Genomic DNA, 22203 nt, shown 5'->3' with positions numbered 1-22203 from the left:
GATCACTCCAGTCTATCGTCTACGACAAAGCCCAGATCAGCCTCCGCCACCACGTCGTCGCCTACTCTGGCCACGGTTCTGACCTTGCCGACCTTTCCTCTGAGCTTGGTCAGCTCGGCGGTGGTTATCATCTGATCCCCAGGGCGGACGGGACGGCGGAAACGGGCTTTCTCCACCGAGGTCAGATATATCACCTTGCCCTTAAAATCCGGCCTAGAGAGAAGCACCACCGCACCGGCCTGACCCATAGCCTCCACTATGAGGACCCCGGGCATAACCGGCTCGCCGGGGAAGTGGCCCATGAAGAAAGGCTCGTTTATGGTGACGTTTTTAAGGCCCACTACCCTGTTTCCGTCGGCCTCCAGTATGCGGTCCACCAGGAGGAAGGGATATCGATGAGGAAGGAACTCCATTACTTTATCTATGTTAAACAAAACTACTCACTCCTTTTGATATTTTGTCTTATAGTCTCCCCTAGGCGGTGGTGCATCAGGTGTCCCGCCTTTAGGGCTATTACGTGGGCGCTGAGAGGACGACCTAAGAGAGATAGGTCTCCTATGAGGTCCAGGATCTTGTGTCTTACGAACTCATCGGTGAACCTTAACCCCTCTTTTGCGGACACCTCCATACCATCTACAACCACGGCGTTATCTAGAGAGCCACCGAGGGATAGCCCTCTGTCCCTCAGGAAGGCGATCTCCTCCATGAGGGCGAAAGTCCGGCATGGAGCTATCTCCCGAATAAAGTTATCCCTCGATAGGGCAATAGAAAGGCATTGAGTTCCTATTACAGTGGATGGATAATCTATTACATAGGTTACTTTAAATCCCTCCCAGGGGAGGGCGATTATAGATCTGTCGCCATCAAGGTCGTCGACGGCAACAGGTCGATCCAGCTCTATAGGGTCCCAGGCCTCACTCTCCGATAGGCCGACCTCCAACAGGGAGTGGACGAAAGGGGCGGCGCTGCCGTCCATGGCGGGGACCTCCCCTCCAGTGACGACGATCTCCACACCGTCGATCCCCAGGCCCCTTAAGGCACCTAAGAGGTGCTCAACCGTCATGACTCCGTTGCCGTCGGGAAAGGATAGGACCGTCCCTCTGCCGTCGCCACGAGGAGAGCCGTCGGTGAGGTTCCAAAGGGCCTGGCCAAACCTAAAGTATATCCCTCGAGGCTTGCAGGGATATAGGCTTAAGGTACAGGGTTTCCCCGAGTGGAGACCTATCCCGTAGAGGTGGACCTCCTTTTTGACTCTATATCGGTTAAACACGGTCATGCTAAGGCCTTACTCTATCTTTCTCAAGCCTTTTGACCCTGTCGAAAAGGTCCTCCAGCCTTCTGAGGAGGGCCTCTTTCCTCATCTCCGACCTATGATCTCTGGCGGGAAAGCCTGAGACCACCGCTCCAGGAGGTACGTCCCTTGTGGCTCCGCCGCAGGCGGCGACGGTGGCCCCTTCTCCCACCCTGACGTGTTCCTGGACGCCGCTTCTGGCCGCCAGTATCACTCGGTCCTCTATTACAGAGCTTCCGGCCATGCCCACTTGGGATATTATGAGGCAGTTTTTTCCGGTTACCACGTTGTGGGCTATCTGAACGTGGTTATCCAGCTTCGTTCCTGCCCCGATAACGGTGTCACCGATGGTGCCTCTGTCCACCGTCGAACAGGCCCCGATCTCAACGCCGTCCTCCAGTATAACCGATCCGATCTGAGGTATCTTTACCGTTCCCCGTTCGCCGGAGGCAGGTATATGTCCAAAGCCATCGGCCCCTATGACCGAGTTACCGTGGATTATCACATTAGAGCCTATTCGGCATCGGTCGTAGACGGTCACACCGGGCTCTAGAACCGAGTTCTCACCTACGCTGGCATCTTCGCCTAGGAAAACCCTGGCCCGGAGGACCGATCCAGACCGAACCTTGGTGCCTTTGGAGATAACACACAGAGGACCGATACAGCAGTCCTCTGCGACCTCGGCGGTTGGGTGGACCACTGCCGAGGGGTCTATCCCCCAAGGCTCCTCTACTGTAGGGCGAAAAAGGGCCAGAGTCTGGGCCAGGGCGAGCCTGGTGTCCGGCACCGATATGCCGAAAGATCGGCACGAAAACCAACTCTCTAAGCCTACAACAGGAAGGTGGAGAGGGACATCTTTAAAGACCTTCTCAGTCATAGCTACGACGACGGCGCCGTCCTCCGGTCTATCTGGAGAGGCCACCGACTTTACGATATAAGATTTATCCCCTATGACCTTGCCTCCCAATCGGGAGGCTAGATCGGACAGAACGTATTCCAATACAAATCTCCTCTCATGGGATCAGAGATCCCCTACAGCCCTTATGCTCCAACGATCGTCGTATCGATCGTCGTAGTGAAGCTCCAGGGATATGGTCTGATTTAGACGATACCCTAAGGCACCTTGGTTATCCCTGTCCTCGCTGTAACGCCACCATAGATAGGGGCCTTTTACGTTACCTTCAAGCCAAAGACGATACCATAGTCGGTTGTCGGGGGCCACGTATTCCGCCCCTAACCATAGTGGGCCATCTATAGCCCATCTTAGCCCCCAGCGGCTCTCAAGGTTCCAGTCCTCCAGCTCCAGTATTCCCTCACCGTAAAGCTCCCAGTCCCAGTTAGGAAACACCTGGACGATTCTTCCGAGATGGAGACCGAACTCAGGGGACCTTCCCCCTCCACCAGCCTGGGCGGAGAGCCAGGCCCTGAGGACGTATCTCCGGCTATCCACGGTACCCTCTACCCTGGCTATCTCCCCAGGGGTGATGGAGAGGGAGACCAGGGCGTTAGAGTTTATGACGGTGTTACGCCTCTCCAGCGCCGCCACCGCCCATCGGTTTACCTGCACCTCGTGTTTTTCGACCCAGGGGACGGGCAACCCCAGCAGTGGAACCATGTCCTTTATCAGAGACTCCCTCAAACCCTCTCTCAACAGGTTAGGCAAGGTTCCCGAGTATATAGACGGATAGGTCGCCAGGATGAGAGGAGGAGATGGATATACCGAAAGCTCTATAACCGAGATATCCTCTTTTAGCCTCACCACCACCGAGCCCTTCCATCCAGGCAGATGGAGGGACAGGCTATCGCTCACCAGGGAGCGGAGGGCCTCGTCACCCCAGGACAGGGCCTGATAGGGTATCGACGATAGGTGGGAACCCAACAGGGAGGCTACCTTCTCTCCGTCCTCTCTCAGCCAGGAGATAGGGGGCTCCGGTACCTCAGGATAGATCATCTCCACGACCCAGTGGGAAGGATCTTTAGCGGTCATCTTCAAAACAGGGTCCGAGTCCCTCCAGATCAGTTCGACCTGATAACCGGAGAAAATCCTCCCCATAACAAGGGCGAAGGTGTCCGCCATGGCATCATGGGAGAGCCCTTTGTTATCAAGCTCGGACCAGACGGCGGTAGAGGCCCTCTCGGCGGATTCCCTCAGCCAGGAAGGCAACCCCTCTACGGAAGGGGAGGCCCAGGAGGATGGGGGACATAAAAAAAAGAGGGCTGTGGCGACTGCGACGGCCGCCACAGCCCTCTTTACCTTAAAAGATCTCGCCAAAGCCGAAATGGAACTGGGAGTCATCGTCGCCGGTCGCGTAATCCAGACGAAGGTTGCCCATAGGGGTCCGAACCCTTACCCCGAGGCCGTAGTTATCCTTCATGTCGGAGAAGCTCAGCTCGGTGTTGCCTACGTCGTAAAACAGGACGAAGGAAAAGGCTTCCTCTATAGGAAGATGGAGCTCGAAGTTCCCAAGGAGCAGTTCCTCCCCTTTGAACTGTCCCGTCTCGTAGCCTCTCAGGCTGGTTGCCCCTCCGAGGTCGTATCTCTCGATCCAGGGCAGAGACCCGGAGGAAGATCCCGCCTTTATACGGGCGGCGAAGAGCATCGGGTTGTCCTTTTTCATCCGGAGATCTAGAAAATCCTCCATACCGACGATAGGCATGAAGAACTTTCCCTCGAACCAGTATTTGGTGAAGCTCCAGTCACCACCGAGAAACTTCATGGCGTGTTCTACGGCGATACTCTCTACGTCTCCCTTTCTGTAGCTGAGGTAGGGATCAAGGTTGTTTCTGGTGACCTGTCCGGTGGCGGAGAAGGTGGTTCCGCCGGTCCCACCCTGGGCGGTGACGGTATCGAAGATATCTTTAGAACCGGTCTTGAATGTGACGTCGCTATCGTGCCAGTCGAGGGTGACAAACCAGCTGAGCTTATCGTCCCCTTTAAACTTACGTCCTGCTCCGATGTAACCGCCTTTTCTCTTTTCGTCGTACTGGAAGAGCTCGCTGTCGAAGCCCATGCTCCTGTCCCAGTAGGAACGGTCCTCGAACTCCCTGCTGTAGGCCCCTATCTTCCAGGCGAAGGTCTTTTCGTCCATGTAGGAGCTGGAGAGGGAGGCCCAGTATTTTTCGTAGTCGCCGAGCTCAAAGCCCAAATCGAGGTTAACCCCTCTGCCGGATAGGTTGGAATCCGAGTATCCGACGCCACCGCCCCACCCGCTGCTTGAACCGTGGCTGACGGAAAAGGAGACTTTTCCGGTTTTCTGCTCCTGAACGGTAAGGATAAGGTCGACGTCGTCAGGGTCGTTGGCGGCGGGCTCAAAGCCCACGGAAACGTCCTCAAAGTAGCCCAGGCCTCTGACTTTATTTATGGCGTGCCTGAGGATTATGGAGTTAAACAGGTCTCCCTCTTTTAGGTTTATGGCCCTTTTTATGACGTAGGTTTTGGTCCTCCTGTTGCCCTGGATTACGATCTCCCCGATTCGAGGCTCCATGATGTAGACCTTGACTATTCCGCCTTCGACCTCTACGTCTTTGACCCTCATCATGACGTAGCCGTCCTCCTGGAACTTTTCTCTGATCCTCTGAAGATCGTGCCGGAAGAATACCCTGTTGAACACGGTGCCAGGGGAGGTAAAGACCTGTTTCATCAGGTCCTCATCGCTGTAAACCGTGTTGCCTATAAACTGGACCTTTTCGACGACCGGGTTCTCGGTTACCACGTAGGTTATCTTCGCCCCCCCCAGATGGGGGTCTACCATGGCGTCGACGTAGGAAAAAAAGCCAAGCCCGTAGATAGCCTCTATGTCCTTTCTAAGCCTGTCCTGATCCATAGGCTCGCCTATTTTAGTCTCCACAACCCCCAGTATATGCTGAGAGACGACGTGGTCGTTTCCCTCCACCGCCAGCATGGTGACCTCCGGCGCCGCCTCAGCGGTCGACAGGGAGGCGAAAAGGACCACCACCAGCATCGCGAGAGCCATTATCGGTTTTCTCACATAAACCTCTCCTTCCAAACGTTAATTCGTCTCTCTTTCCTCTAAAACGATAAAACCTTCGCCCCTTCGAAGGGCTCTTTGCCCTATTTCCAGAAGCTCTACCATCTCATCCAGGGGAATAGGCTGTCTTGCGGCGTTTTCGACCTCTTTATCCTTATCCTGCCCCGATCTCGCCGGTTTAGGCCCCACCGATCTTGTCCTGGAAACAGAGGCAACAGCGAGGGGCTCGGGAGAAGGTGTTTCCCCTGTACCTTCGGCTATTTCAAACCTATTAGCACCGCTCAGGCTTTTCCTGAGGGATAGTAGAAGGTCCCTCTCGTCTCTGGTCACCAGCTCAAGAAGGGCCTTTTCGTCCTCCCAGGCCATAGTCTGGGTCAGCTGCCTCATCGGCTCTGGCATGGCCACAGGGATAGCGAAAAGGAGCACAAAAACCGTAGCGGTAAGGGAGGCACCTAAAGTCCTCGACCGTCTTTTCGCCTTGATCTGGGATCTAGTGCCGTCGACGACGGACCAAAGCTCTTTTCTGGCGGACTCCAGTTCGGCGGCGGCACACTCCATGTCCGCCAGGGCGTTTTCCCAGGACCTGGATTTACATGCGTCTACACACCGTTCGAGCCATCTCTGAACCTTGCGGATTTTGCTCTCCATCAGGGGAACCTCCTAGTGTTCTATTTGCACAGGAAGTATCCCCTTTTATACCCTGGAAGTGGCATCGGGGAAAAACCAGGACCTTAGCCACCCTAGGGCCTTACGACGAAGCCTGTATACGTGGCTTACGTCCATGCTTTCCCTTTCGGCTACCTCCTGGGCACTTTTACCCTGAAGGACCATCTCGGAGAGTATTCGGGCCTCCCTCTCCGGGAGGCGATCGAGTCCATTTTGCAGGTCTAAAAGGGAGTCTATTCTGTCGGGAGAGAAGGGATCCTGAAGCTCTTCGTCCATATCCTCCACCGGAACAGGAGCTTTAGCCTCTTTCCTCTGGATAAAGTTCAACATCTGGCCTCTTACCCTGTAGTAACCGTAGGTGGTAAAGCGAAACCCTCTGGAGGGATCGAAGTTATCCACCGAGTTTATGAGGGCCACCATACCCTCTTGAACCAAGTCGGGGTACAGATCACCGGGCACCCTGAATTTTTTCGCTATCCAGAAGACCATAGGCCTGTAGGAGAGGATTATCCTCTCTCTGGCCTCGTCGCTACCCTCTTTGATCTCCGACCAAAGCCTATCCTCCAAGGATTTGGACAATCGTTCGTCGTCCATATAGAACCCTCCCCTCCATCACCGAGGTATATTGTACCAGCAACGGAGGTTTTAGGACATATTTTATAGGTCCACCGATAGAGAGGAAAGTATCTCCTCAGGGAGATCGCTGTGGAGGCAGTCGTTGACGAAATGGAGGGCGGGCCGCCCATCCCAGAAGGAGACTCCCGTCAGGGCACAGTTGCCTAGCCGCATTTTCCATACGGAGGCACCGGAAAACCCGAACAGCGAGGCCAGCGCCGCCCTTATGGTCCCTCCGTGAGCCACCACCAAAAACCTGTCCCCTTCCTGCTCCAGGATGGAGTCGATAGCACCTTTGACCCTTGTCTGGACCGCGGAGAAAGGCTCCGACTCCGGTGGGGACCAGGAGGAGGGATCCTCCCTCCAGCGGATGTAGTCGTCACCGTAGTTCTTCATTATATCCCCGATAGGCTGGCCCTCCCAAACGCCGAAGGAGATCTCTCTGAGATCGTCGATCGTCTGAGGGGCACAGATACCCCTTACCGCTATTTCAGCGGTCCTGACCGCCCTTTTTTGGGGACTGGTGAAGCATCGCTCAGGGCTCCATCCCTTTATCCTGAAAGCCACCTGGGAGGCCTGTCTCTCTCCTATAGAGTTCAATGGTATGTCCATAGATCCCTGATAGCGAAACTGGGCGTTCCAGTCGGTCTCTCCGTGCCGTAAAAAAAGTATTTTTCGTTCCTTCACCGATAGACACCTGCTTTCATATAAAAAAGGGGCTCTCGGATAGCCCGAGAACCCATGAAAAACCTCTGGAGCCGATGTCCAGATTCGAACTGGAGACCTGCGCATTACGAGTGCGCTGCTCTACCTACTGAGCTACATCGGCGTACGAAAAATGGCGGTCCCAGCGGGGTTCGAACCCGCGTCGCCGCCGTGAAAGGGCGGTGTCCTAGACCTCTGGACGATGGGACCGCGATGGTGAGTCGTGTGGGATTCGAACCCACGACACCCGGATTAAAAGTCCGGTGCTCTACCGACTGAGCTAACGACTCCCGTTGCTCAAGAACGCTCGGGTATATTACTCTCTCTCGAGATTTTTGTCAAGGATAAAAATCGGACCGGTCCGTTTTTCTTAAGGGCACCTCTAAAAACACCCACCCTCGGAGAGATCGTTCCGACGGAGCCCATTCGAGCCCGTATACTCGACCTGCCGTTGTGTAGTACGAATGGGGCGACAGGACGTAGGCGGAACGGTCTCTCCGAGGGGACTCAAAGGTGAATTTTTAGAGGTTCCTTTCATAAAAAAAGTCCCCCACCTTCCGGGAGAGGGACCTGAGACCTAGAGCTTTTACCGCTCTCGGATAACGCATCGGCCATCGTCACAGCTTCGATGGGGGATCTTATCCACGAGCCAATTACTCCCGGGATGATGGCCCAGGGCCAGCCAGGAGGCTATCTGGAGGTGAAGACATTTGACCGATAGGTCGTCGGAACGAGAATAATCGATTCCGCCTATTCCGCCACGACGGAGGACATCCCAGACCGATCTTCGATGGCTTCTCAGAAAGGCCCTTTGAGACTTAGGAATATCGGCGATACGGACAAGGCCGTGAAGCATCTGGTATTTTATCCAGCTCGACCTGTGAGAGCTAAGATAGTCCTCCAACTCGGAAACCCCGCCTTGAGACTCGAGAGCTCCTGCGACCTTTATCAACCACGGACAGGAAAGCCAGTAGGTAGTGGGAAAAGGCCACCAGCCTCTGAAAGGGGCACAACGAAATACCTGAGGGACACCCCAGGTACATCTTTTAGCCACCCCTACGACACCGGAGGGGTCGAAGCGACGACCTCCCATTTGATCGGTTATAAGAGATATATCGGAGGACGATACAAAAGATCCTCTTGAGATCACAGAACTAACGACCGCCTTTTTTCTTCCCACCGCGACCACTGGATTTGCCTCCAGAGTTAAGAGTGGAGATCCTCTCTTCGCTTTTTTTCATGAAGTTGGACAGCTTTTTCTCGAAATCCTCCTCAGGAGTACGAGGAGCGGTGTCTCTAGGCGCACCGACAGGAGCGGGGCCAGGTCTTTTAAAGGGCGGCCTAGCAGGACGTGAAGGGGCTTCGCTCATAGCCTTTATAGACAGGTCTATCCGTCCCTTTTCGTCGATCTTGATGATTTTGGCGGTGATTTCCTGATTGACCGCCACAACGTCGGCTACGTCTTTCACGAAGTTGTGGGATAGTTGGGATATATGCACCATGGCCCTCTGTCCTGACGAAAGACGGACAAAAGCTCCGTAGGGCATCACCTGCTCTATCACTCCAGTGACCACATCTCCCGGACTAGCAGGAGTCGTTTCTTTGACAGTTCTGTTTTCTTCCATTGCGTCCCTTTGGGGTCTCCTTTCATATCTTCCCTATGATACGGTGAAATACCGTGACTATAGCCATCTCCAACCGAGAGGAGGTCTCTTTCCAGGTTCGGGAACGAGACACAACACTTTAGGAGGACCGTTGCAGGAAGGATTATACCAGACGTACAGCGATCCGCTCTCTTTTTCGAGAGCACTTTTTACCACGCATTCCTCTATGACCGGATAAAAGAGGGCTAATACGCCTTTCTTTTTCTCCTTATCGGATATATAGCTTGCCAAATTCTGCCGCATCTGAGGCAGAGAGGATATTCTCTTTATATATCTCGAAACCTTAACCCTTCTCTTTGGCTCCTTACGCCCCAAGACCTTACAGCTCAAGGACAGACACCTGCCCTTCGCTTTAGGAGGGGATATAAATAGCTCCAGTCTATGGCCTTTCGCCACTCCCTGATTCCAGCTGGCAAAATTTGCTTTCGCCACTGAGACCGAGGACCTAAGTCGGTGGACGTCCACCGACCTTCGGAGCGAGTTAATCTCGAGGTTATCCTTGCTCTCCATCGATAGAGTTAAGGCCTTGACCGAAACCCTTCCGAGAAACAGCCTTTTAAGCCCCTCTTTTACCGAACGGATATCCATTTTGGGCGGTCACTCAAGGGATTCTATGGCCCGATCTATCCTGTTGAAAGGCTCCAGCACGTCCATAGTGGCTCCAGCATCTACAAGTATGGAAGCTGCCTTGGAGGAGTCGGATTCAGATAGAACCGAAAGACGGCAAGGAGGACCCATTAGGCTTACCTGAAGGAGATAATAACCCTCCTCGGGCATAGGGGAAAGGGCACCAGGTTCTTCCAGGGAGTTTCTGTTAGCCCCCTCAAGGGTTACAGCGAGGCATTTGGCCCGGTTCGACACGGGCTCTAAGAGATGACGATCTCCGCATATCCAGATATTAGGAGATTCCTCCACGGCGTCCAAAAGGCTACCGAGGATGACCTCCTCCCTGACGTATATCTCAAGAGCGTCGCCGTATAGAACCCTCTCAAGCCTGGTAGGAGAGACGGCGTCGGTGTAGCGAAAGTCCAGGGGGATTCCTCTATGATCCACGACCAAAGCGGCTCCCCTGAATCCATCGCCATCGGCATTTACGGTTATATAGCCTAAAACAGGTGAATCAGGCATAAAGATCTAACCCTTCTTTTTTTGTATCTTCCGTTGATTCCTCTGTCTCAGAGGGCTCTCTAGCCTCCGATTTATGTTTATGTCTCTTGGCGTCCCTGTCGCCGACACCGGAGCGTTGGGATTCTCTGGAATCCTCCCCTGCCTGAACCGACGAATCCCTTTTTTCCGCCTCTTTCTCCGAGGCCTGAGCCTCCAAAGCCTGCCTTGCACCGGAGGCGGGATCTTTATGGCTCTCGGCGTTTTTCTCGACCTTCCAGTAGGAAAGCTGGTGATCAATGGGATTTATCATAAAACAGCCTCCTTTCGGAGTTACCTGTCGTAGGGCAGCACCTTTATCTCGCCGTCCTGATAGGAAAAGCTTACGAACCGCACATCCTCCCGCACCAGGTAGGTACAGCCCCTCATAGAGATCGACACCCCAGGATAGCACCATTCCTTGACCTTTACCTTAGCGTCGGATCGGCTTCTCTCCATCTTCACGCCCAGTTCTTCCAGCTCTTTCTTCCACTGGCCGAGGAGAGACTGAATCTGAAAACTTCCCTTGGTAAGTTTGAGGAGTATGGTTCTTTTCTCTGTATCCAGCTTGCCCGCTTTCTCAAGTTTTTTAAGGAAACCGATGTTGGTGTCTATCTGGCCGAGCTTTTCCTGATTTTCCGCTAGGAGGGAGGTCAGCTCCGCCTTTCTGTTAGCCAGCAAAGGGGATACGCCGACGTGGACCTCCGTTTTGGTTCCCATCTGGCTGCCTAAGGTTATGCACTGGACCGAGACTCCAGCCTGCGTCTTGCCCCCTACGATCTGTCCTTTACCTCTGTTTACCCCTACCGCTATAGACCGACCGGCGGATATATCGCTGTGCATAATGGCGTCTTTGACCTGGATGTTGCCTCCGATCATAAGATGGGCCTTGTCTATATACCCTGCGGTCAGAGAACCTCCTATTTTTAGAGAGCCTTTATTCCCAGCGGAGACGCCGACTTTTATCTCTAGATCGCCGTCGGTCTCTATGACCGCTCCCTCGACTACCCCTCCGACGTCGACGTTGCCGGTGGTCTTTATCTCGAAGCCGTCTCTAACCGCTCCTTTGACCTCGACGGAACCGATAAAGTTTATGTTACCTACGCTGTAGTCCACGTCACCGGGGACGACGTAGACTGGAAGGACGTCCAGTACGCCGCCTCTCATGACGAGATGCCCGTCGTGCTCGGCGTAAAGCTCTGTCTCGTCCTCCGAGGACACCGTGCCCTGGCCTGCAGGAAGTTTACGATCTTTGCCGTTTTTAGCCTTGATGGTCTTGCCCTGAACGCTAATGCCGTCGTGGGCCTCGGTAAAGGGGACTCGGGTCGCCAGAAGTTGCCCCTTACGGACTATGGTTATGGTGGAGAGCTCTTTCATATCCACTTTGCCGTCTTTTCCCTGGTCCAGAGGCTTAGAGCTGCCGAACTCGATTTTGTAGTCGACCTCGCTGTCCTTGCCGTCCACAGGAGGAGCCCCTTTGGCGACCTCCACCCACTGATCGGCGATTTTTTCTTCCACCAGACGGGATAGGGCCGTGTCGTCTATTCCGTAAATGACTCCCTTTGCCTCTAGAGTCGACTTTAGATCCGCCAAAGAAGGCCAGCCAAAAGACCCTTCCGGCGGCTCTATGGACATCCTGGCTAGCAGGTAGTCTCTGGATATATCCACACTAATTCGAGCGGGACGATCGACTTGCCCCTCCACAATTCGGACCCTGTTTCCCGGCACTGTCAGGGCCTGCTCCACCAGCCCGGGTTCGGCCCCGGAGATCCTCTCTTTTTCGAGGGCATCCAGAACCTCCGAGAGGGAAACCCCCTCCGCTACGGAGAGGTAAACCCCCTCTTCGTTCTTTTCGATCTTTACTCGCTCCATCAAAACACCTCCTGATCTAACCGAGTGGTTACAGATCGCTCAACCTCGAGTTTTTAATCTACTTTTCATGGTAGATATGGCCTTACCGTGTATCTGAGAGACCCTGGATTCGGTTACACCTAGGACCAAGCCTATCTCCTTCAGGGTTAATTCCTCCAGGTAGTACATAGAGACCACAAGTCGCTCCCTTTCGGGGAGTTTCTCCAGAACCGATACAACCCTCTCTATGTCCTCTTTTCTCTCCAGCATCTCCTGAGCGGACAGTCCAGGGTCGGCGAGAAGGTCGCCTTTCTGGACGTCTCCCTCCTCCAGAGCCATAACCTCGTCCAGAGAGACCATATACCCTCTAGAGGCGAGCTCCAGCATCTCCCTGTAGGAACGATCGTCGATGTCTAGCTCGTTTTTAAGGGTCTCGTCGTCCAGGGAAATTCCCTGAACCAGCAGTCTTTCGGTCGCTTTTTCCAGCCTCTGTAGCTTCTCCCTGCCGGTCCTGGAAAACCAGTCACACTTACGAAGTTCGTCTAAGACCGCACCTCGAATCCTGGGAACGGCGAAGGTCTGAAAGGAAAAGCCTCTCTCAGGCTCAAACCTATCTATGGCGTCCAGAAGCCCCATGGTGCCAAAGCTCACCAGATCCTCGTAGTCCATACCTGAGGGGGGGGCGACAGCCATCCTTGCGACTACGTACTTCACCAGAGGGAGGTAGCGACGAACGATAGCCTCTTTGCCGATAGGGTCATGGCTATCTATATATCTCTGCCATAAAAGTTCATCCTCTTTAGAAGGCATTCATGTCCCCCTCCCTAGGTCGATCAGATACCCTGTTTTCCCGTACCTAGTGTCTTCACGACCAATATCCAGTCATCGGTAGAAAACTCGACGCTTCTTCCACGATTGCCACCGGTGTCGGAGGCGACAAGTTTTACGCCATTTTGCTTAAGGTGTTTTTCCGTCTCCTCGGCGTTTCTCGCTCCAACCGCCAAAAAACCGGATTTAGATCCAGGGACGTTGAACATCTGAGATCCTCCGGCCATCTTCGCCTTAAGCCTTTCCTTTTTTGCCCCCGCCTTTATCACCATATCTATCAGGGTCGGTACCGCCGTATCGGCGAACTTGCCGGGTTTAACGTCTTCCTTTCCACCTCGGCTCTCAGGAAGCATTATATGGGCCATGGCGGCGACCTTTACGGACTCGTCGTATATCACCAGGCCGATACAGGAGCCCAGCCCCAAGGATACCATTTTACCGGGATGTTTTACAAAGACGATATCGGCCATTCCGACATGCTGTGCCTTTTCCATCAAAGCACCCCCAACTTGGCCAAGAGGATCTCCAGTGCCCCAGGATCGGGGACCATCATGAGATTGCCTTTCAGGTCCTCTCCCTCCTGCTCCAATTGAAGAGTGGTGTTAACGAGAAGAGCCAGCTCCCCGGACTGAGCGAATATAGAGGCCACAAACTGCAAAATAGATCCTAACATATCGTGAGCGACGCCTGGAACGGAGATAGATAGGGAATCAGAACCTATCATTCGACTGACAGCGTTGAGAAAGGAGCTTAAGACTATGTTTCCAAGCTCCCCTAAGGCACTGTCCCTCATCTCAGGGGGAAACTCTCTTCCGTCGGTACTCATTCTCGACAGGAACATGGCATCTACCAGCCCCTGAGCGGCATCCTCGTCTTGGATAAAAATAAGATTGCAGGGAAAAGCCCCTTCGGCGTGGGTGTAGATAGCCGCGACAAGGTCCTCCGCCGGTCCAAAGCGCTCGGATATCTCGTATATGGAGACCAGCTCTACGTTAGGAACCCCCATATCGACCGGTTTTCCCAACATCTCCGACAGGGCGGTTGCGGCGTTACCGGCGCCTATGTTCACTACCTCTCTGATCGCATCGAGATGAAGAGGATTAAATTCAGAATATTCCATTATAACCATCTACTCCTAGACTCTGACGTGAAGGGAGCCTACATCGAGGATCAGTGCTACGTTGCCGTCTCCCAATATGGTGGCACCGGCGATACCTTTTATCTTGGACAGGATCCTACCGAGTGACTTTATGACTATTTCCTGTTGTCCGACCAGAGCATCGACGATAAACCCGATTTTGTTTCTGCCTACTCTGACGACAACCACAGGATATTCGTGTCTTTCCTCGTCGTCCTGGGGGGTGTCCAGAGTTGCCGCTAGGTCACCTAGGGACAGAACCTCTCCACGAAGCAAGGTAACCGGCTTGCCGTGCATCCTCTTGAGATCCTCTTTTCTAACAAGGATAGTCTCATCGACGTTCTCGAGGGGAATGGCGTAGGTTTCCTCTCCGACTTTGACCAAAAGGGCGAGAACGATGGCTAAGGTGAGCGGAAGCCTTATGTAGACGTTAGTTCCCTCTCCTACCTTGGAACGAGCCTCGAACTGGCCTCCCAGAGATTCGACCTTTCTCTTGACGGCGTCCATGCCGACCCCTCTTCCTGAGAGGTCGGTGACCTCTTTGGCCATGCTGAACCCCGGCAGGAATACGTACTGGATTATCTCGTCGTCGGACATCTCCGCCAGGGCCTCTTTGGTGACGAGACCTCGTTCAATGGCCTTTTTGCCTACAGCGACAGGGTCGATGCCCTTACCGTCGTCGGATACCTCTATTATGACGCTGCTGCCTTCCTGATATGCCGCTATTTTTATAGTGCCCTTCGACGGCTTGCCTGCGGCCTTTCTTACCTCCGGGGTCTCGATTCCGTGGTCCACCGAGTTACGGATAAGGTGTACCATAGGATCTCCAATTTCGTCTATGACGGTCCTGTCAAGCTCGGTCTCCTGGCCCTCTATGACCAATTCGACGTCCTTGCCGAGGGTTTTCGAGATATCTCTGATGAGCCTCGGGAAGCGGTCGAAGATGAAGGATACAGGGACCATCCTGAGCTTAGTCACAAGCTCCTGTATATCGCCGGAGATCCTGCCCAGTTGGGACAGAGGCTCGTCAAACTCCCTCAGTTTTGACTCCATGACAAGCCTCTCGATTCTGGCCTTTCCTATGACCAGCTCTCCTACGAGATTCATCAGGCTATCGAGACGACCTATATCGACCCTGACGGTCTGACTGCCTTTTTTGGGTTTTGCCTTCGCAGCTGGGGCCTTTGAGTCCTCCTGAGGGGAAGCTTTCTGAGGGACAGCGGACACAGAGGGCTGAGGAGTCGCCTCCTGCTCTTCTTCGTTGAGCTCTTCCTCATAACCTGCGAAGCTGAACTCCAGAGGAGTGACGTCGACCCCAACGACCTCGCTCACACCCATCACCGCGTTCTGGACCGACTCTATATCGTCTTTAGTCCCCAGGTATATCCTGAAAGAGTAGTCAAAGGCGTCTTTCTCCAGATCCTCCACAGGGGGATCGGATTTTATTATCTCCCCTATCTCCTCAAGACGACTGACGACCATATAGGCCCTAGCGGCTTTAAGAAGGCACTCTTTATCGAGGTTGACGGTTATCTCAACCACCATCATCCCCATCTTGCTGGCTTCCTGTATCCATTCCCTCTCTTGAGGGGACAGCTCCTCCGGGCTGAGACCTTCGGTCTTATTTTCAACAGGAGCGACAGCGGCTTCCTCTTCCCTAAGCTGGGAGACCAGTTTGGATATATCCGTATCCTGATCGGTTCCGCCGTCTCTGATGGCGTCGACCATGGTCTGCATCAGGTCGAGGCTTTGAAAAAGGTGGTCCAGATCGTCGTCGGTAAGATCGACCTCGCCGCTTCTAACTTTGGAAAATCGGTCCTCCAGGGCGTGGGTAAGCTCGGCCATGTGGTGAAATCCCATAGTCGCCGACATCCCCTTTAATGTGTGGGCTGTCCTGAAGATCTCATCCACCGTCTCCCGATTCTGTCGGTTTTGTTCAACCGCGAGGATCAGATCGTTAAGCTGCTGGAGGTTATCGGTAGCCTCATCCAGATAGGCTCCCAGGTACTGGCTCATATCGGTAGACATGTCTTATCCATCCCCTCTATCGTTTTTCTCTCACAAAGCGATTTAGAGCTCCAGCCATGTCATGCAGAGGCAGTTGCTCGTTTATAACACCTGCCTCCATGGCAGACCTGGGCATTCCATACACGACGCAGGTCTCAGGAGCCTCTCCGAACACGTACGCCCCTTTGGAGGAGAGTACCTGAGCACCATCGGTTCCATCTCTGCCCATTCCGGTCAGTATCACCGCCACAACGTCACCTCCGATAGCGTCAGCTACGCTGGAGAAAAGCACGTTGGCGGAGGGCTTTACGGAGAGCACAGGTGGGGAATCCGATAGACCTATGGTCATGTCCTTAGGTCCTCCCCTTATAACCATATGATAACCGCCAGGGGCTATAACTGCCAACCCCGGTCTTAGGCGGATACCTTCGGCACCCTCCTTGACATCGATAGAACACAGGTCGTCCAACCTGGAGGCAAAGGATGCGGTAAAACCTTTAGGCATATGCTGAGCTATCACTATAGGCAACGGGAAATCCCCGGGAAGAGCTGTAAGCATCCTCTGGAGGGCCTGAGGTCCTCCGGTGGATGAGGCGATACAGACCAGCTTGGGCCTGGACCCAGGCATCGGAGGTTTGATTATACCTCTAGAGACGGAGGGCCTCACCGACTCGGGATCCCGTGCCTTCAAGGGGAAGGGTTTACCAGGAAGGACAGATTTAGCGTAGGCCGCAGCAAGAACCTTTTGCCTCAACTCGTCTCCTACCTCCCTCATGTTTAGAGATATAGTTCCCGATGGCTTGGCTACAAAGTCCACCGCCCCCATAGAAAGAGCCTGCATGGTGATCGTGGCACCGCTCTGGGTAAGGCTGCTTACCATTATCACAGGGGTTGGGAATCGATCCATAATTTCTCTCAGTGTGTCAATACCGTTTTTTCTCGGCATCTCTACGTCCAAAGTTATAACGTCGGGACGGAGACTCTCAACCTTTGCCAGGCCGTCTATGCCGTCTCTCGCCCTGGCGACAACGGATATCCCTGGAACTTCGTCGAGGATATCCCCTATAACCTTTCTCATAAAAGACGAGTCGTCCACGACCAGAACCCTGATTTCTTTCATGTTTTTTGGCTGTCGGATACCCGTGACTTTAGTCATGGGAGGAGACGGCCTCCCTCCTCTCGAAGTCTAATAAATCGGTGGATTCCAATAGGGCAGCTGCTGTCGATACAAATTTACCGTCTGTCGCTTCGAGAAGCCAGCTCCTGATGACGGACAAACCGACCTAAGGCCTTTTCGATCAGGCCGGGAAGTATCTCAAAGGCCAACCCTAAATCGGTGTTTTCAGTTTCGTCGACGAAGCGAGCCATGGCTACTTTACAGGGGATAAAAAACCTTTCTTTATCCACCTTCACCCTGAGGATAGCCCGGGAAACTCCGTCTAAGGCCGGACCTTGCCTGCCAGGGATGGAGAGCCTCGCCCCCCCAAGGCTTATGTCGGTGATAGATCCGTCCAGCCAGCCTTCTCCGCCTATCCTAGGAGGCTCTCCCAGAGGGGCTACTTTGCCGTCCAGGAGACAGGAGACCCTCAGGAACTGTCGCCTCTGGATCTTCTCTACCTCCCCTAAGATCTGGAGGACCAGCATCACTACCTCGCCCTCTCGGACAGTGCCGAGAACCGAACCTGTGGCCCTGTAGACCGACCCATCGCTTTTTACCGACAGGACGACCTCTACACCTCTATAAAGGGGCAGAAGACCGCCGCCGAGAAAAGGGTGTCCCATCTTCCACACGGACCCATCGACGTTCTCAAGCCTGGAGGGATACTCTCCCTTGTACAGTCCTGTCTGGATCGATATTTCCGCCTTCGCTCCGATCACCGAGGGATCGGACTCTATCAACCTGGAGGCTTCCACAGCCTACCCCCTTTCTGAGTTCATTCCAAGACGTCTGGAGAGCTTGAAAAACAGCGACTTTACCCCTCGTCCTGCTCCGGACGTCCTGCCCTCCGACTCCACCAGATCCATGGCGATCATCCTTATACACTCCGCTGAGACCGATTTAGGGAAAAGCCTGAGCAGGGGCTTTCTGGCCCTCACCGCCTCGGTTAGCCTAGGGTCTATCAGGACGTAACCGGCGTAACCTAGCTCCATACGGAGAAACTGGCTTGCGGCGAACCTCATCCGATCGGAGACCACCTTTGCCTCCTCGCTGGAGACAGCCATATTCACCAGCACTTTAACGTCCAGCTTGCCTATGGCGCTGAAAACCAGCGATTTTAGAAGTCCGTAGGCGTCCCTTATGGAGGTCGGCTCTGGGGTGGTCACCAGTATCACCGTATCCACCGCCAGGGCAAAGGAAACCATGTTTCTGTGAATACCAGCTCCGGTGTCCACTATTATTATATCAGCCATACCGTCAAGGTCGGCTAGCCTATCTATGAGGGCAGACTGGGACGATTCGTCCATGTTCGCCAATTCCTCTACCCCAGTGCCACCGGGGACCAAGACCACCTGATCGCCGACGGTATAGACTATCTCCTTAAGATCTTTCTCTCCCCTTATAAGATGGGTGAGATTATAGCTCGGCTGAACTCCCAGGAGGATATCTATGTTGGCGAGCCCCAGATCTCCGTCCAGGAGAGCGACCCTGGTTCCGCTCTGTCCCATGGCCAGTGCCAGATTGACGGACAGGTTGCTCTTTCCCACCCCTCCTTTGCCTCCTACTACCGCTATGGAGCGGAGGGAGCGGGATATTTTTGACGATGGAGGGGATACCACCGATGCCATCATGCGACGAAGTTCTGCCGCCTGATCCACCGAACCGGATCTCATGTCAGCCAAGGTCCTCACCGCCTAGGGCCATGCGAACGAGCTTATCCGCCGACGCTACCTCTATATCGTTAGGCACGTTCTGGCCGAAGGTGAAAAAAGATATAGGGATATCGAAGTTGAGAGCTATCTCCAGCACCGGTCCAAGGGTAAGGGTTTCGTCTATTTTTGTAAACACCAAGTTTGATACGGGGATACCTCCCATACGATCTATAACGTCCAGCATATCCCTGAACTTAGAGCTAGCGGATATAACCAGATGTACGCATTGAGGCTTAAAGGCATCGTACAGCTCTCTGACCTCGTCGAATCGCCTTTTATCCCTCTGGCTTCTTCCGGCTGTATCCAGGAGGATCAGGTCCGAGTCGGGCCTTTTCACCATCTTGACCAGGTCTTTAGGCTCAAATATGACCTCGACAGGAACCCCGAGAATCTTGGCGTAGGTCCTAAGCTGCTCTACTGCGGCGATTCGATAGGTATCCGACGTAGCTAAAGCGACCTTCCGATCCTCCCAAAGGGAGCTGATCGCCGCCAGCTTGGCTATAGTGGTGGTTTTACCTACCCCTGTCGGACCTATAAACATAGCCCTAGGACCCCCAAGTGCCTCGAGGTTGTTGCCGTAAGGTGTCCTTATACGAGAGGCTAGCCACTGGAAAAAGGAGCCCTCCTCCCAAGGCCCGTCGTATTCCTCTATGACCTTTTCCACGAAAGGCTCGGTCATGTCGGAACGGATCATCATCTCCCGAAAGGGCTCGGAGCGGTTATCTAAATCTGAATACCCTGTAGCTACTGGGCTGGAGGGTTTTATCTCCGCGGTGTCCGTGTCTACTGCCGAGTTCACTCCGTCGAGCCTATCGAGGACCATGGCGAGGGTTTTCTGTATCCTCTCCACGTCCTGAGCCAGATCCCTCTCGGGATCTTTCTTTGGAGCTGACTCTCCGTAAGCCTGGGCTACCTGACGAGCGTGCATCGGCGTGCCCGAGGCCACCAATCGACCTCCGATCTCAAGGCGATCGTCGTCCGTCGGATCCACCGCAGGAGGGCTTTTTTGGGGGGCTTGATCCAAGGAGGTCTTGGCCTCCAGGAGCTGCTGAAAGGCCCTTACCCTCTGGGCCAGGTCGTCCCCTAGAGGCTTCTCCTCCCTAGGGGTGTCCTCCTCCAGCAGACCTGCGGTGACCACAAGGGCGGGCTTTCCGAAAAGCCCCATAAAGCCCCCTTTGTTCACCGGACGGGTGGACAGCACAACCGCATCTCTTCCAAGACGATCGGAGGCTATCCTGATAGCCTCGGCGTCGTCTTTGGCCTCAAATGTGATTTTCTGGATAACCCTCATGGTCTACTCCACCATCCCTAAAGACTGAATATCTATCCCCTGGCTTATTTCATTATAGGATACCACGAACATGGCGGGCAACGACGCTTCGAGAATTCGTCTTACGACCAGACGGACGTCTGGACTGACCAACAACACAGGAGAATGGCCCTGTATCATGATCTCCTCCGATTTAGACGATACCGCCGAGACAAGCCTGGAGATCTCCCTTGAATCCATGTTCAACCTCCAACCTTTGACCAAATCGCCCTCCAGGGCATCTCGAACCCTCTGCTCCCACGCAGGGGATAAAGTGGCGACGGTCACCACACCGTCCTCTTTCAGACGAAGGGATATTATCCTGGACAGACTTTCCCTCACCCTTTCGGTGAGATAGTCCACCGAGGTGGAGAGCCTGCCGTAGTCCGCTAAGGTCTCGAATATACTTACCAAATCCCTTATAGGTATATGCTCGGACACGAGGTTCTGGAGGACTTTCTGTATATCCCCGAGTCCTACGACTCCCAGCATCTCCTCCACCACCGCCGAATTGCTCTCTTTCACCATGTCGGTGAGCTTCTGTATCTCCTGCCTGGTGATCAGATCCGCTCCATGGACCTTTATGATCTCCGACAGATGGGTTGCCAAAACGGAAGGGGCGTCGACCACCGTATATCCACCGGCCTCCGCCCGATCCCTGAGTTCCGGGGAGATCCAGAGGGCTGGCAAGCCGAAAGCTGGCTCGGTTGTTGGAACTCCCACGACCTCGTCGATTACGTTGCCGGTGTCCATCGCCAGATAGTGCTCGGGCATGAGGTCCCCCTGGCCGACTAACGCTCCTTTTACCCTTATCAGGTATTCGGAGGGCTTAAGCTGTATGTTGTCCCTTATCCTTATGGAGGGGACCACCAGCCCCATGTCCATAGCCATCTGTTTTCTGATGGTGCTTATCCGGTCGAGCATATCTCCACCTTGGTTGGGGTCGACTAAGGGGATAACCCCATAGCCTATCTCCATCTCCATAGGGTCTACCGCCAACAGCTTCATAACGTCGTCAGGAGAGGCTGGAGCCCTAGGAGGCTGGCCGCCCTCCCCTTCCCCTTCCCCTACCGCTCCAGGTCCACCGGCACCGGAGGATTTACCCTCTCCTTCACGGGCGGCCATCTCCTGACCGGTAACCTCCCTGTAGACACCGTAGGCCATCATACCGAGAAAAACGGCGAGAACAATAAAAGGTATAGTCGGAAGGCCGGGAACCATGGCGAACCCGAAGAGAAGGGCCGTCCCTATCATAAGAGGCCTAGGATACCGGACAAAAGAGGCAAGCACGTCCTGCCCAAGGTTGGAGTCGCTGGCCGCTCTTGTGACTATAATACCGGTAGCGGTGGAGAAAAGAAGGGCCGGTATCTGAGAGACCAGTCCGTCCCCTACGGTGAGAAGGCTGTAAACCCCGGCGGCCTCGCCCATAGAGAGCCCTCTTTGGAAGACCCCGATAGAGAGCCCTCCTAGGATGTTTATCACCGTTATTATAAGTCCAGCCACCGCATCCCCTTTGACGAACTTAGAGGCACCGTCCATAGAGCCGTAAAAATCGGCCTCCCTCTGGATATCCCTTCTTCGCTCCTTGGCTCCTAGCTCGTCGATGAGACCGGCGTTTAAGTCGGCATCGATTGCCATCTGTTTTCCTGGCATGGCGTCTAAGGTGAACCGGGCGGCGACCTCCGCAACCCTTTCGGCACCTTTGGTTATGACCAAAAACTGGATGATAACCAAAATAAGGAACACCACCGCACCGACGACGTAGTTTCCGCCGACGACGAAGTTTCCGAAAGAGCTTATGATATTTCCCGCATCCCCTTTAAGCAGTATCAACCTGGTCGTAGACACGTTCAAGGCGAGACGGAAAAGGGTGACGATAAGCAGTATAGAGGGGAAAGACGAGATCTCCAGAGCTCTATTCACGTAAAAAGTCACCAAGAGGACCACTACCCCTAAAGTGATGTTCAGAGTCAACAGCAGGTCCAGAAGCCACGTCGGAAGAGGGATGATCATCATGATCACCACCATAATCATCAGCAAAGCGATGCCGACGTCGGAGAACCTCATCATTCTTCCTACCGCTGAGTTTCCAGCTCTTTCCTCCGCCATAAAACATTCCCCTCCAA

General features: G+C 54.1%; 23 protein-coding genes and 3 tRNA genes. All 26 read right to left on the bottom strand.

The genetic code is table 11. The features are described from left to right. Nucleotides 1-2: 2 nt before the first annotated feature. Nucleotides 3-434 (bottom strand): 3-hydroxyacyl-ACP dehydratase FabZ, encoded by a 432-nt coding sequence (fabZ, locus tag B9Y55_RS06675; RefSeq protein WP_085544588.1) that lies wholly within the window; start codon nt 432-434, stop codon nt 3-5. 2 nt (nt 435-436) lie between these two features. After that, complete coding sequence (gene lpxC, locus B9Y55_RS06670) at nt 437-1276, bottom strand: UDP-3-O-acyl-N-acetylglucosamine deacetylase (protein ID WP_085544587.1); 840 nt, start codon at nt 1274-1276, stop codon at nt 437-439. A gap of 1 nt (nt 1277) precedes the next feature. Continuing rightward, complete coding sequence (gene lpxD / locus B9Y55_RS06665; protein ID WP_085544586.1) at nt 1278-2291, bottom strand: UDP-3-O-(3-hydroxymyristoyl)glucosamine N-acyltransferase; 1014 nt, start codon at nt 2289-2291, stop codon at nt 1278-1280. 21 nt (nt 2292-2312) lie between these two features. Beyond that, a complete protein-coding gene (locus B9Y55_RS06660; RefSeq protein ID WP_143340845.1) occupies nt 2313-3563 on the bottom strand; it encodes a hypothetical protein in 1251 nt (416 codons plus the stop codon). After that, entirely contained in the window at nt 3547-5280 is a 1734-nt protein-coding gene (locus tag B9Y55_RS06655) for a BamA/OMP85 family outer membrane protein (RefSeq protein ID WP_085544584.1), read from the bottom strand. The genes B9Y55_RS06660 and B9Y55_RS06655 overlap by 17 nt, the downstream gene beginning before the upstream one ends. A gap of 21 nt (nt 5281-5301) precedes the next feature. Then, nucleotides 5302-5928, bottom strand: coding sequence for a hypothetical protein (locus B9Y55_RS06650; RefSeq protein ID WP_085544583.1), 627 nt, complete (start codon nt 5926-5928; stop codon nt 5302-5304). A 45-nt stretch (nt 5929-5973) separates the two neighbouring features. Continuing rightward, nucleotides 5974-6540, bottom strand: a complete 567-nt coding sequence (locus B9Y55_RS06645; RefSeq protein WP_085544582.1) for a sigma-70 family RNA polymerase sigma factor — start codon at nt 6538-6540, stop codon at nt 5974-5976. A 63-nt stretch (nt 6541-6603) separates the two neighbouring features. After that, nucleotides 6604-7248 (bottom strand): histidine phosphatase family protein, encoded by a 645-nt coding sequence (locus B9Y55_RS06640; protein WP_159448265.1) that lies wholly within the window; start codon nt 7246-7248, stop codon nt 6604-6606. A 66-nt stretch (nt 7249-7314) separates the two neighbouring features. Beyond that, nucleotides 7315-7390 (bottom strand) — tRNA-Thr (locus tag B9Y55_RS06635). 10 nt (nt 7391-7400) lie between these two features. Further along, a tRNA-Glu gene (locus tag B9Y55_RS06630) sits at nt 7401-7476 on the bottom strand. A 4-nt stretch (nt 7477-7480) separates the two neighbouring features. Continuing rightward, nucleotides 7481-7556: transfer RNA gene (locus B9Y55_RS06625), tRNA-Lys, on the bottom strand. Between the two features lie 296 nt (nt 7557-7852). Next, nucleotides 7853-8446 (bottom strand): DUF501 domain-containing protein, encoded by a 594-nt coding sequence (locus B9Y55_RS06620; protein ID WP_143340844.1) that lies wholly within the window; start codon nt 8444-8446, stop codon nt 7853-7855. After that, nucleotides 8421-8891, bottom strand: a complete 471-nt coding sequence (locus B9Y55_RS06615; protein ID WP_085544579.1) for a S1 RNA-binding domain-containing protein — start codon at nt 8889-8891, stop codon at nt 8421-8423. Before B9Y55_RS06615 ends, B9Y55_RS06620 begins: the two co-directional genes overlap by 26 nt. A gap of 57 nt (nt 8892-8948) precedes the next feature. Continuing rightward, entirely contained in the window at nt 8949-9518 is a 570-nt protein-coding gene (locus tag B9Y55_RS06610) for a hypothetical protein (RefSeq protein WP_085544578.1), read from the bottom strand. Nucleotides 9519-9527: 9 nt separating this feature from the next. Beyond that, entirely contained in the window at nt 9528-10058 is a 531-nt protein-coding gene (locus B9Y55_RS06605) for a hypothetical protein (protein ID WP_085544577.1), read from the bottom strand. Continuing rightward, nucleotides 10051-10347 (bottom strand): hypothetical protein, encoded by a 297-nt coding sequence (locus tag B9Y55_RS06600; RefSeq protein WP_085544576.1) that lies wholly within the window; start codon nt 10345-10347, stop codon nt 10051-10053. The genes B9Y55_RS06605 and B9Y55_RS06600 overlap by 8 nt, the downstream gene beginning before the upstream one ends. Before the next feature lie 20 nt (nt 10348-10367). Further along, nucleotides 10368-11945: a DUF342 domain-containing protein gene (locus B9Y55_RS06595; RefSeq protein WP_085544575.1), complete on the bottom strand. Its 1578-nt coding sequence runs from the start codon at nt 11943-11945 to the stop codon at nt 10368-10370. Nucleotides 11946-11984: 39 nt separating this feature from the next. Further along, the gene (locus tag B9Y55_RS06590) at nt 11985-12734 is read right to left on the bottom strand and encodes a sigma-70 family RNA polymerase sigma factor (protein ID WP_085544574.1); all 750 of its coding nucleotides are present in this window, start codon (nt 12732-12734) and stop codon (nt 11985-11987) included. A gap of 23 nt (nt 12735-12757) precedes the next feature. Then, a complete protein-coding gene (locus B9Y55_RS06585) occupies nt 12758-13246 on the bottom strand; it encodes a chemotaxis protein CheD (protein WP_085544573.1) in 489 nt (162 codons plus the stop codon). Next, nucleotides 13246-13881: a chemotaxis protein CheC gene (locus tag B9Y55_RS06580; protein WP_234986163.1), complete on the bottom strand. Its 636-nt coding sequence runs from the start codon at nt 13879-13881 to the stop codon at nt 13246-13248. The genes B9Y55_RS06585 and B9Y55_RS06580 overlap by 1 nt, the downstream gene beginning before the upstream one ends. 6 nt (nt 13882-13887) lie before the next feature. Continuing rightward, nucleotides 13888-15918, bottom strand: a complete 2031-nt coding sequence (locus tag B9Y55_RS06575; protein WP_085544571.1) for a chemotaxis protein CheA — start codon at nt 15916-15918, stop codon at nt 13888-13890. Between the two features lie 16 nt (nt 15919-15934). Beyond that, nucleotides 15935-17053, bottom strand: a complete 1119-nt coding sequence (locus B9Y55_RS06570; RefSeq protein WP_234986162.1) for a protein-glutamate methylesterase/protein-glutamine glutaminase — start codon at nt 17051-17053, stop codon at nt 15935-15937. A 77-nt stretch (nt 17054-17130) separates the two neighbouring features. Further along, a complete protein-coding gene (locus B9Y55_RS06565; RefSeq protein ID WP_085544570.1) occupies nt 17131-17811 on the bottom strand; it encodes a flagellar brake protein in 681 nt (226 codons plus the stop codon). 3 nt (nt 17812-17814) lie between these two features. Then, entirely contained in the window at nt 17815-18729 is a 915-nt protein-coding gene (locus B9Y55_RS06560; RefSeq protein WP_143340850.1) for a MinD/ParA family protein, read from the bottom strand. Nucleotide 18730: 1 nt separating this feature from the next. After that, entirely contained in the window at nt 18731-20059 is a 1329-nt protein-coding gene (flhF, locus tag B9Y55_RS06555) for a flagellar biosynthesis GTPase FlhF (RefSeq protein ID WP_085544568.1), read from the bottom strand. 3 nt (nt 20060-20062) lie between these two features. Continuing rightward, a complete protein-coding gene (gene flhA / locus B9Y55_RS06550) occupies nt 20063-22186 on the bottom strand; it encodes a flagellar biosynthesis protein FlhA (RefSeq protein WP_085544567.1) in 2124 nt (707 codons plus the stop codon). Nucleotides 22187-22203 lie beyond the last annotated feature (17 nt).

The organism is Dethiosulfovibrio salsuginis, assembly GCF_900177735.1.
GTDB classification, from domain to species: domain Bacteria; phylum Synergistota; class Synergistia; order Synergistales; family Dethiosulfovibrionaceae; genus Dethiosulfovibrio; species Dethiosulfovibrio salsuginis.
Note: the sequence above shows the minus strand (reverse complement) of the source record. Positions and strands in the feature narration are given on the sequence as shown.

What these genes read in the sequence shown, in the direction of transcription:
- B9Y55_RS06575 (WP_085544571.1), bottom strand. Translation starts at nt 15,918, where the DNA reads ATGTCTACCGATATGAGCCAGTACCTGGGAGCCTATCTGGATGAGGCT.
- B9Y55_RS06610 (WP_085544578.1), bottom strand. Translation starts at nt 9,518, where the DNA reads ATGGATATCCGTTCGGTAAAAGAGGGGCTTAAAAGGCTGTTTCTCGGA.
- B9Y55_RS06605 (WP_085544577.1), bottom strand. Translation starts at nt 10,058, where the DNA reads ATGCCTGATTCACCTGTTTTAGGCTATATAACCGTAAATGCCGATGGC.
- flhF (WP_085544568.1), bottom strand. Translation starts at nt 20,059, where the DNA reads ATGAGGGTTATCCAGAAAATCACATTTGAGGCCAAAGACGACGCCGAG.
- B9Y55_RS06585 (WP_085544573.1), bottom strand. Translation starts at nt 13,246, where the DNA reads ATGGAAAAGGCACAGCATGTCGGAATGGCCGATATCGTCTTTGTAAAA.
- B9Y55_RS06600 (WP_085544576.1), bottom strand. Translation starts at nt 10,347, where the DNA reads ATGATAAATCCCATTGATCACCAGCTTTCCTACTGGAAGGTCGAGAAA.
- B9Y55_RS06590 (WP_085544574.1), bottom strand. Translation starts at nt 12,734, where the DNA reads ATGCCTTCTAAAGAGGATGAACTTTTATGGCAGAGATATATAGATAGC.
- B9Y55_RS06570 (WP_234986162.1), bottom strand. Translation starts at nt 17,053, where the DNA reads ATGACTAAAGTCACGGGTATCCGACAGCCAAAAAACATGAAAGAAATC.
- B9Y55_RS06595 (WP_085544575.1), bottom strand. Translation starts at nt 11,945, where the DNA reads ATGGAGCGAGTAAAGATCGAAAAGAACGAAGAGGGGGTTTACCTCTCC.
- B9Y55_RS06615 (WP_085544579.1), bottom strand. Translation starts at nt 8,891, where the DNA reads ATGGAAGAAAACAGAACTGTCAAAGAAACGACTCCTGCTAGTCCGGGA.
- lpxC (WP_085544587.1), bottom strand. Translation starts at nt 1,276, where the DNA reads ATGACCGTGTTTAACCGATATAGAGTCAAAAAGGAGGTCCACCTCTAC.
- B9Y55_RS06650 (WP_085544583.1), bottom strand. Translation starts at nt 5,928, where the DNA reads ATGGAGAGCAAAATCCGCAAGGTTCAGAGATGGCTCGAACGGTGTGTA.
- flhA (WP_085544567.1), bottom strand. Translation starts at nt 22,186, where the DNA reads ATGGCGGAGGAAAGAGCTGGAAACTCAGCGGTAGGAAGAATGATGAGG.
- B9Y55_RS06645 (WP_085544582.1), bottom strand. Translation starts at nt 6,540, where the DNA reads ATGGACGACGAACGATTGTCCAAATCCTTGGAGGATAGGCTTTGGTCG.
- B9Y55_RS06560 (WP_143340850.1), bottom strand. Translation starts at nt 18,729, where the DNA reads ATGAGATCCGGTTCGGTGGATCAGGCGGCAGAACTTCGTCGCATGATG.
- B9Y55_RS06580 (WP_234986163.1), bottom strand. Translation starts at nt 13,881, where the DNA reads ATGGTTATAATGGAATATTCTGAATTTAATCCTCTTCATCTCGATGCG.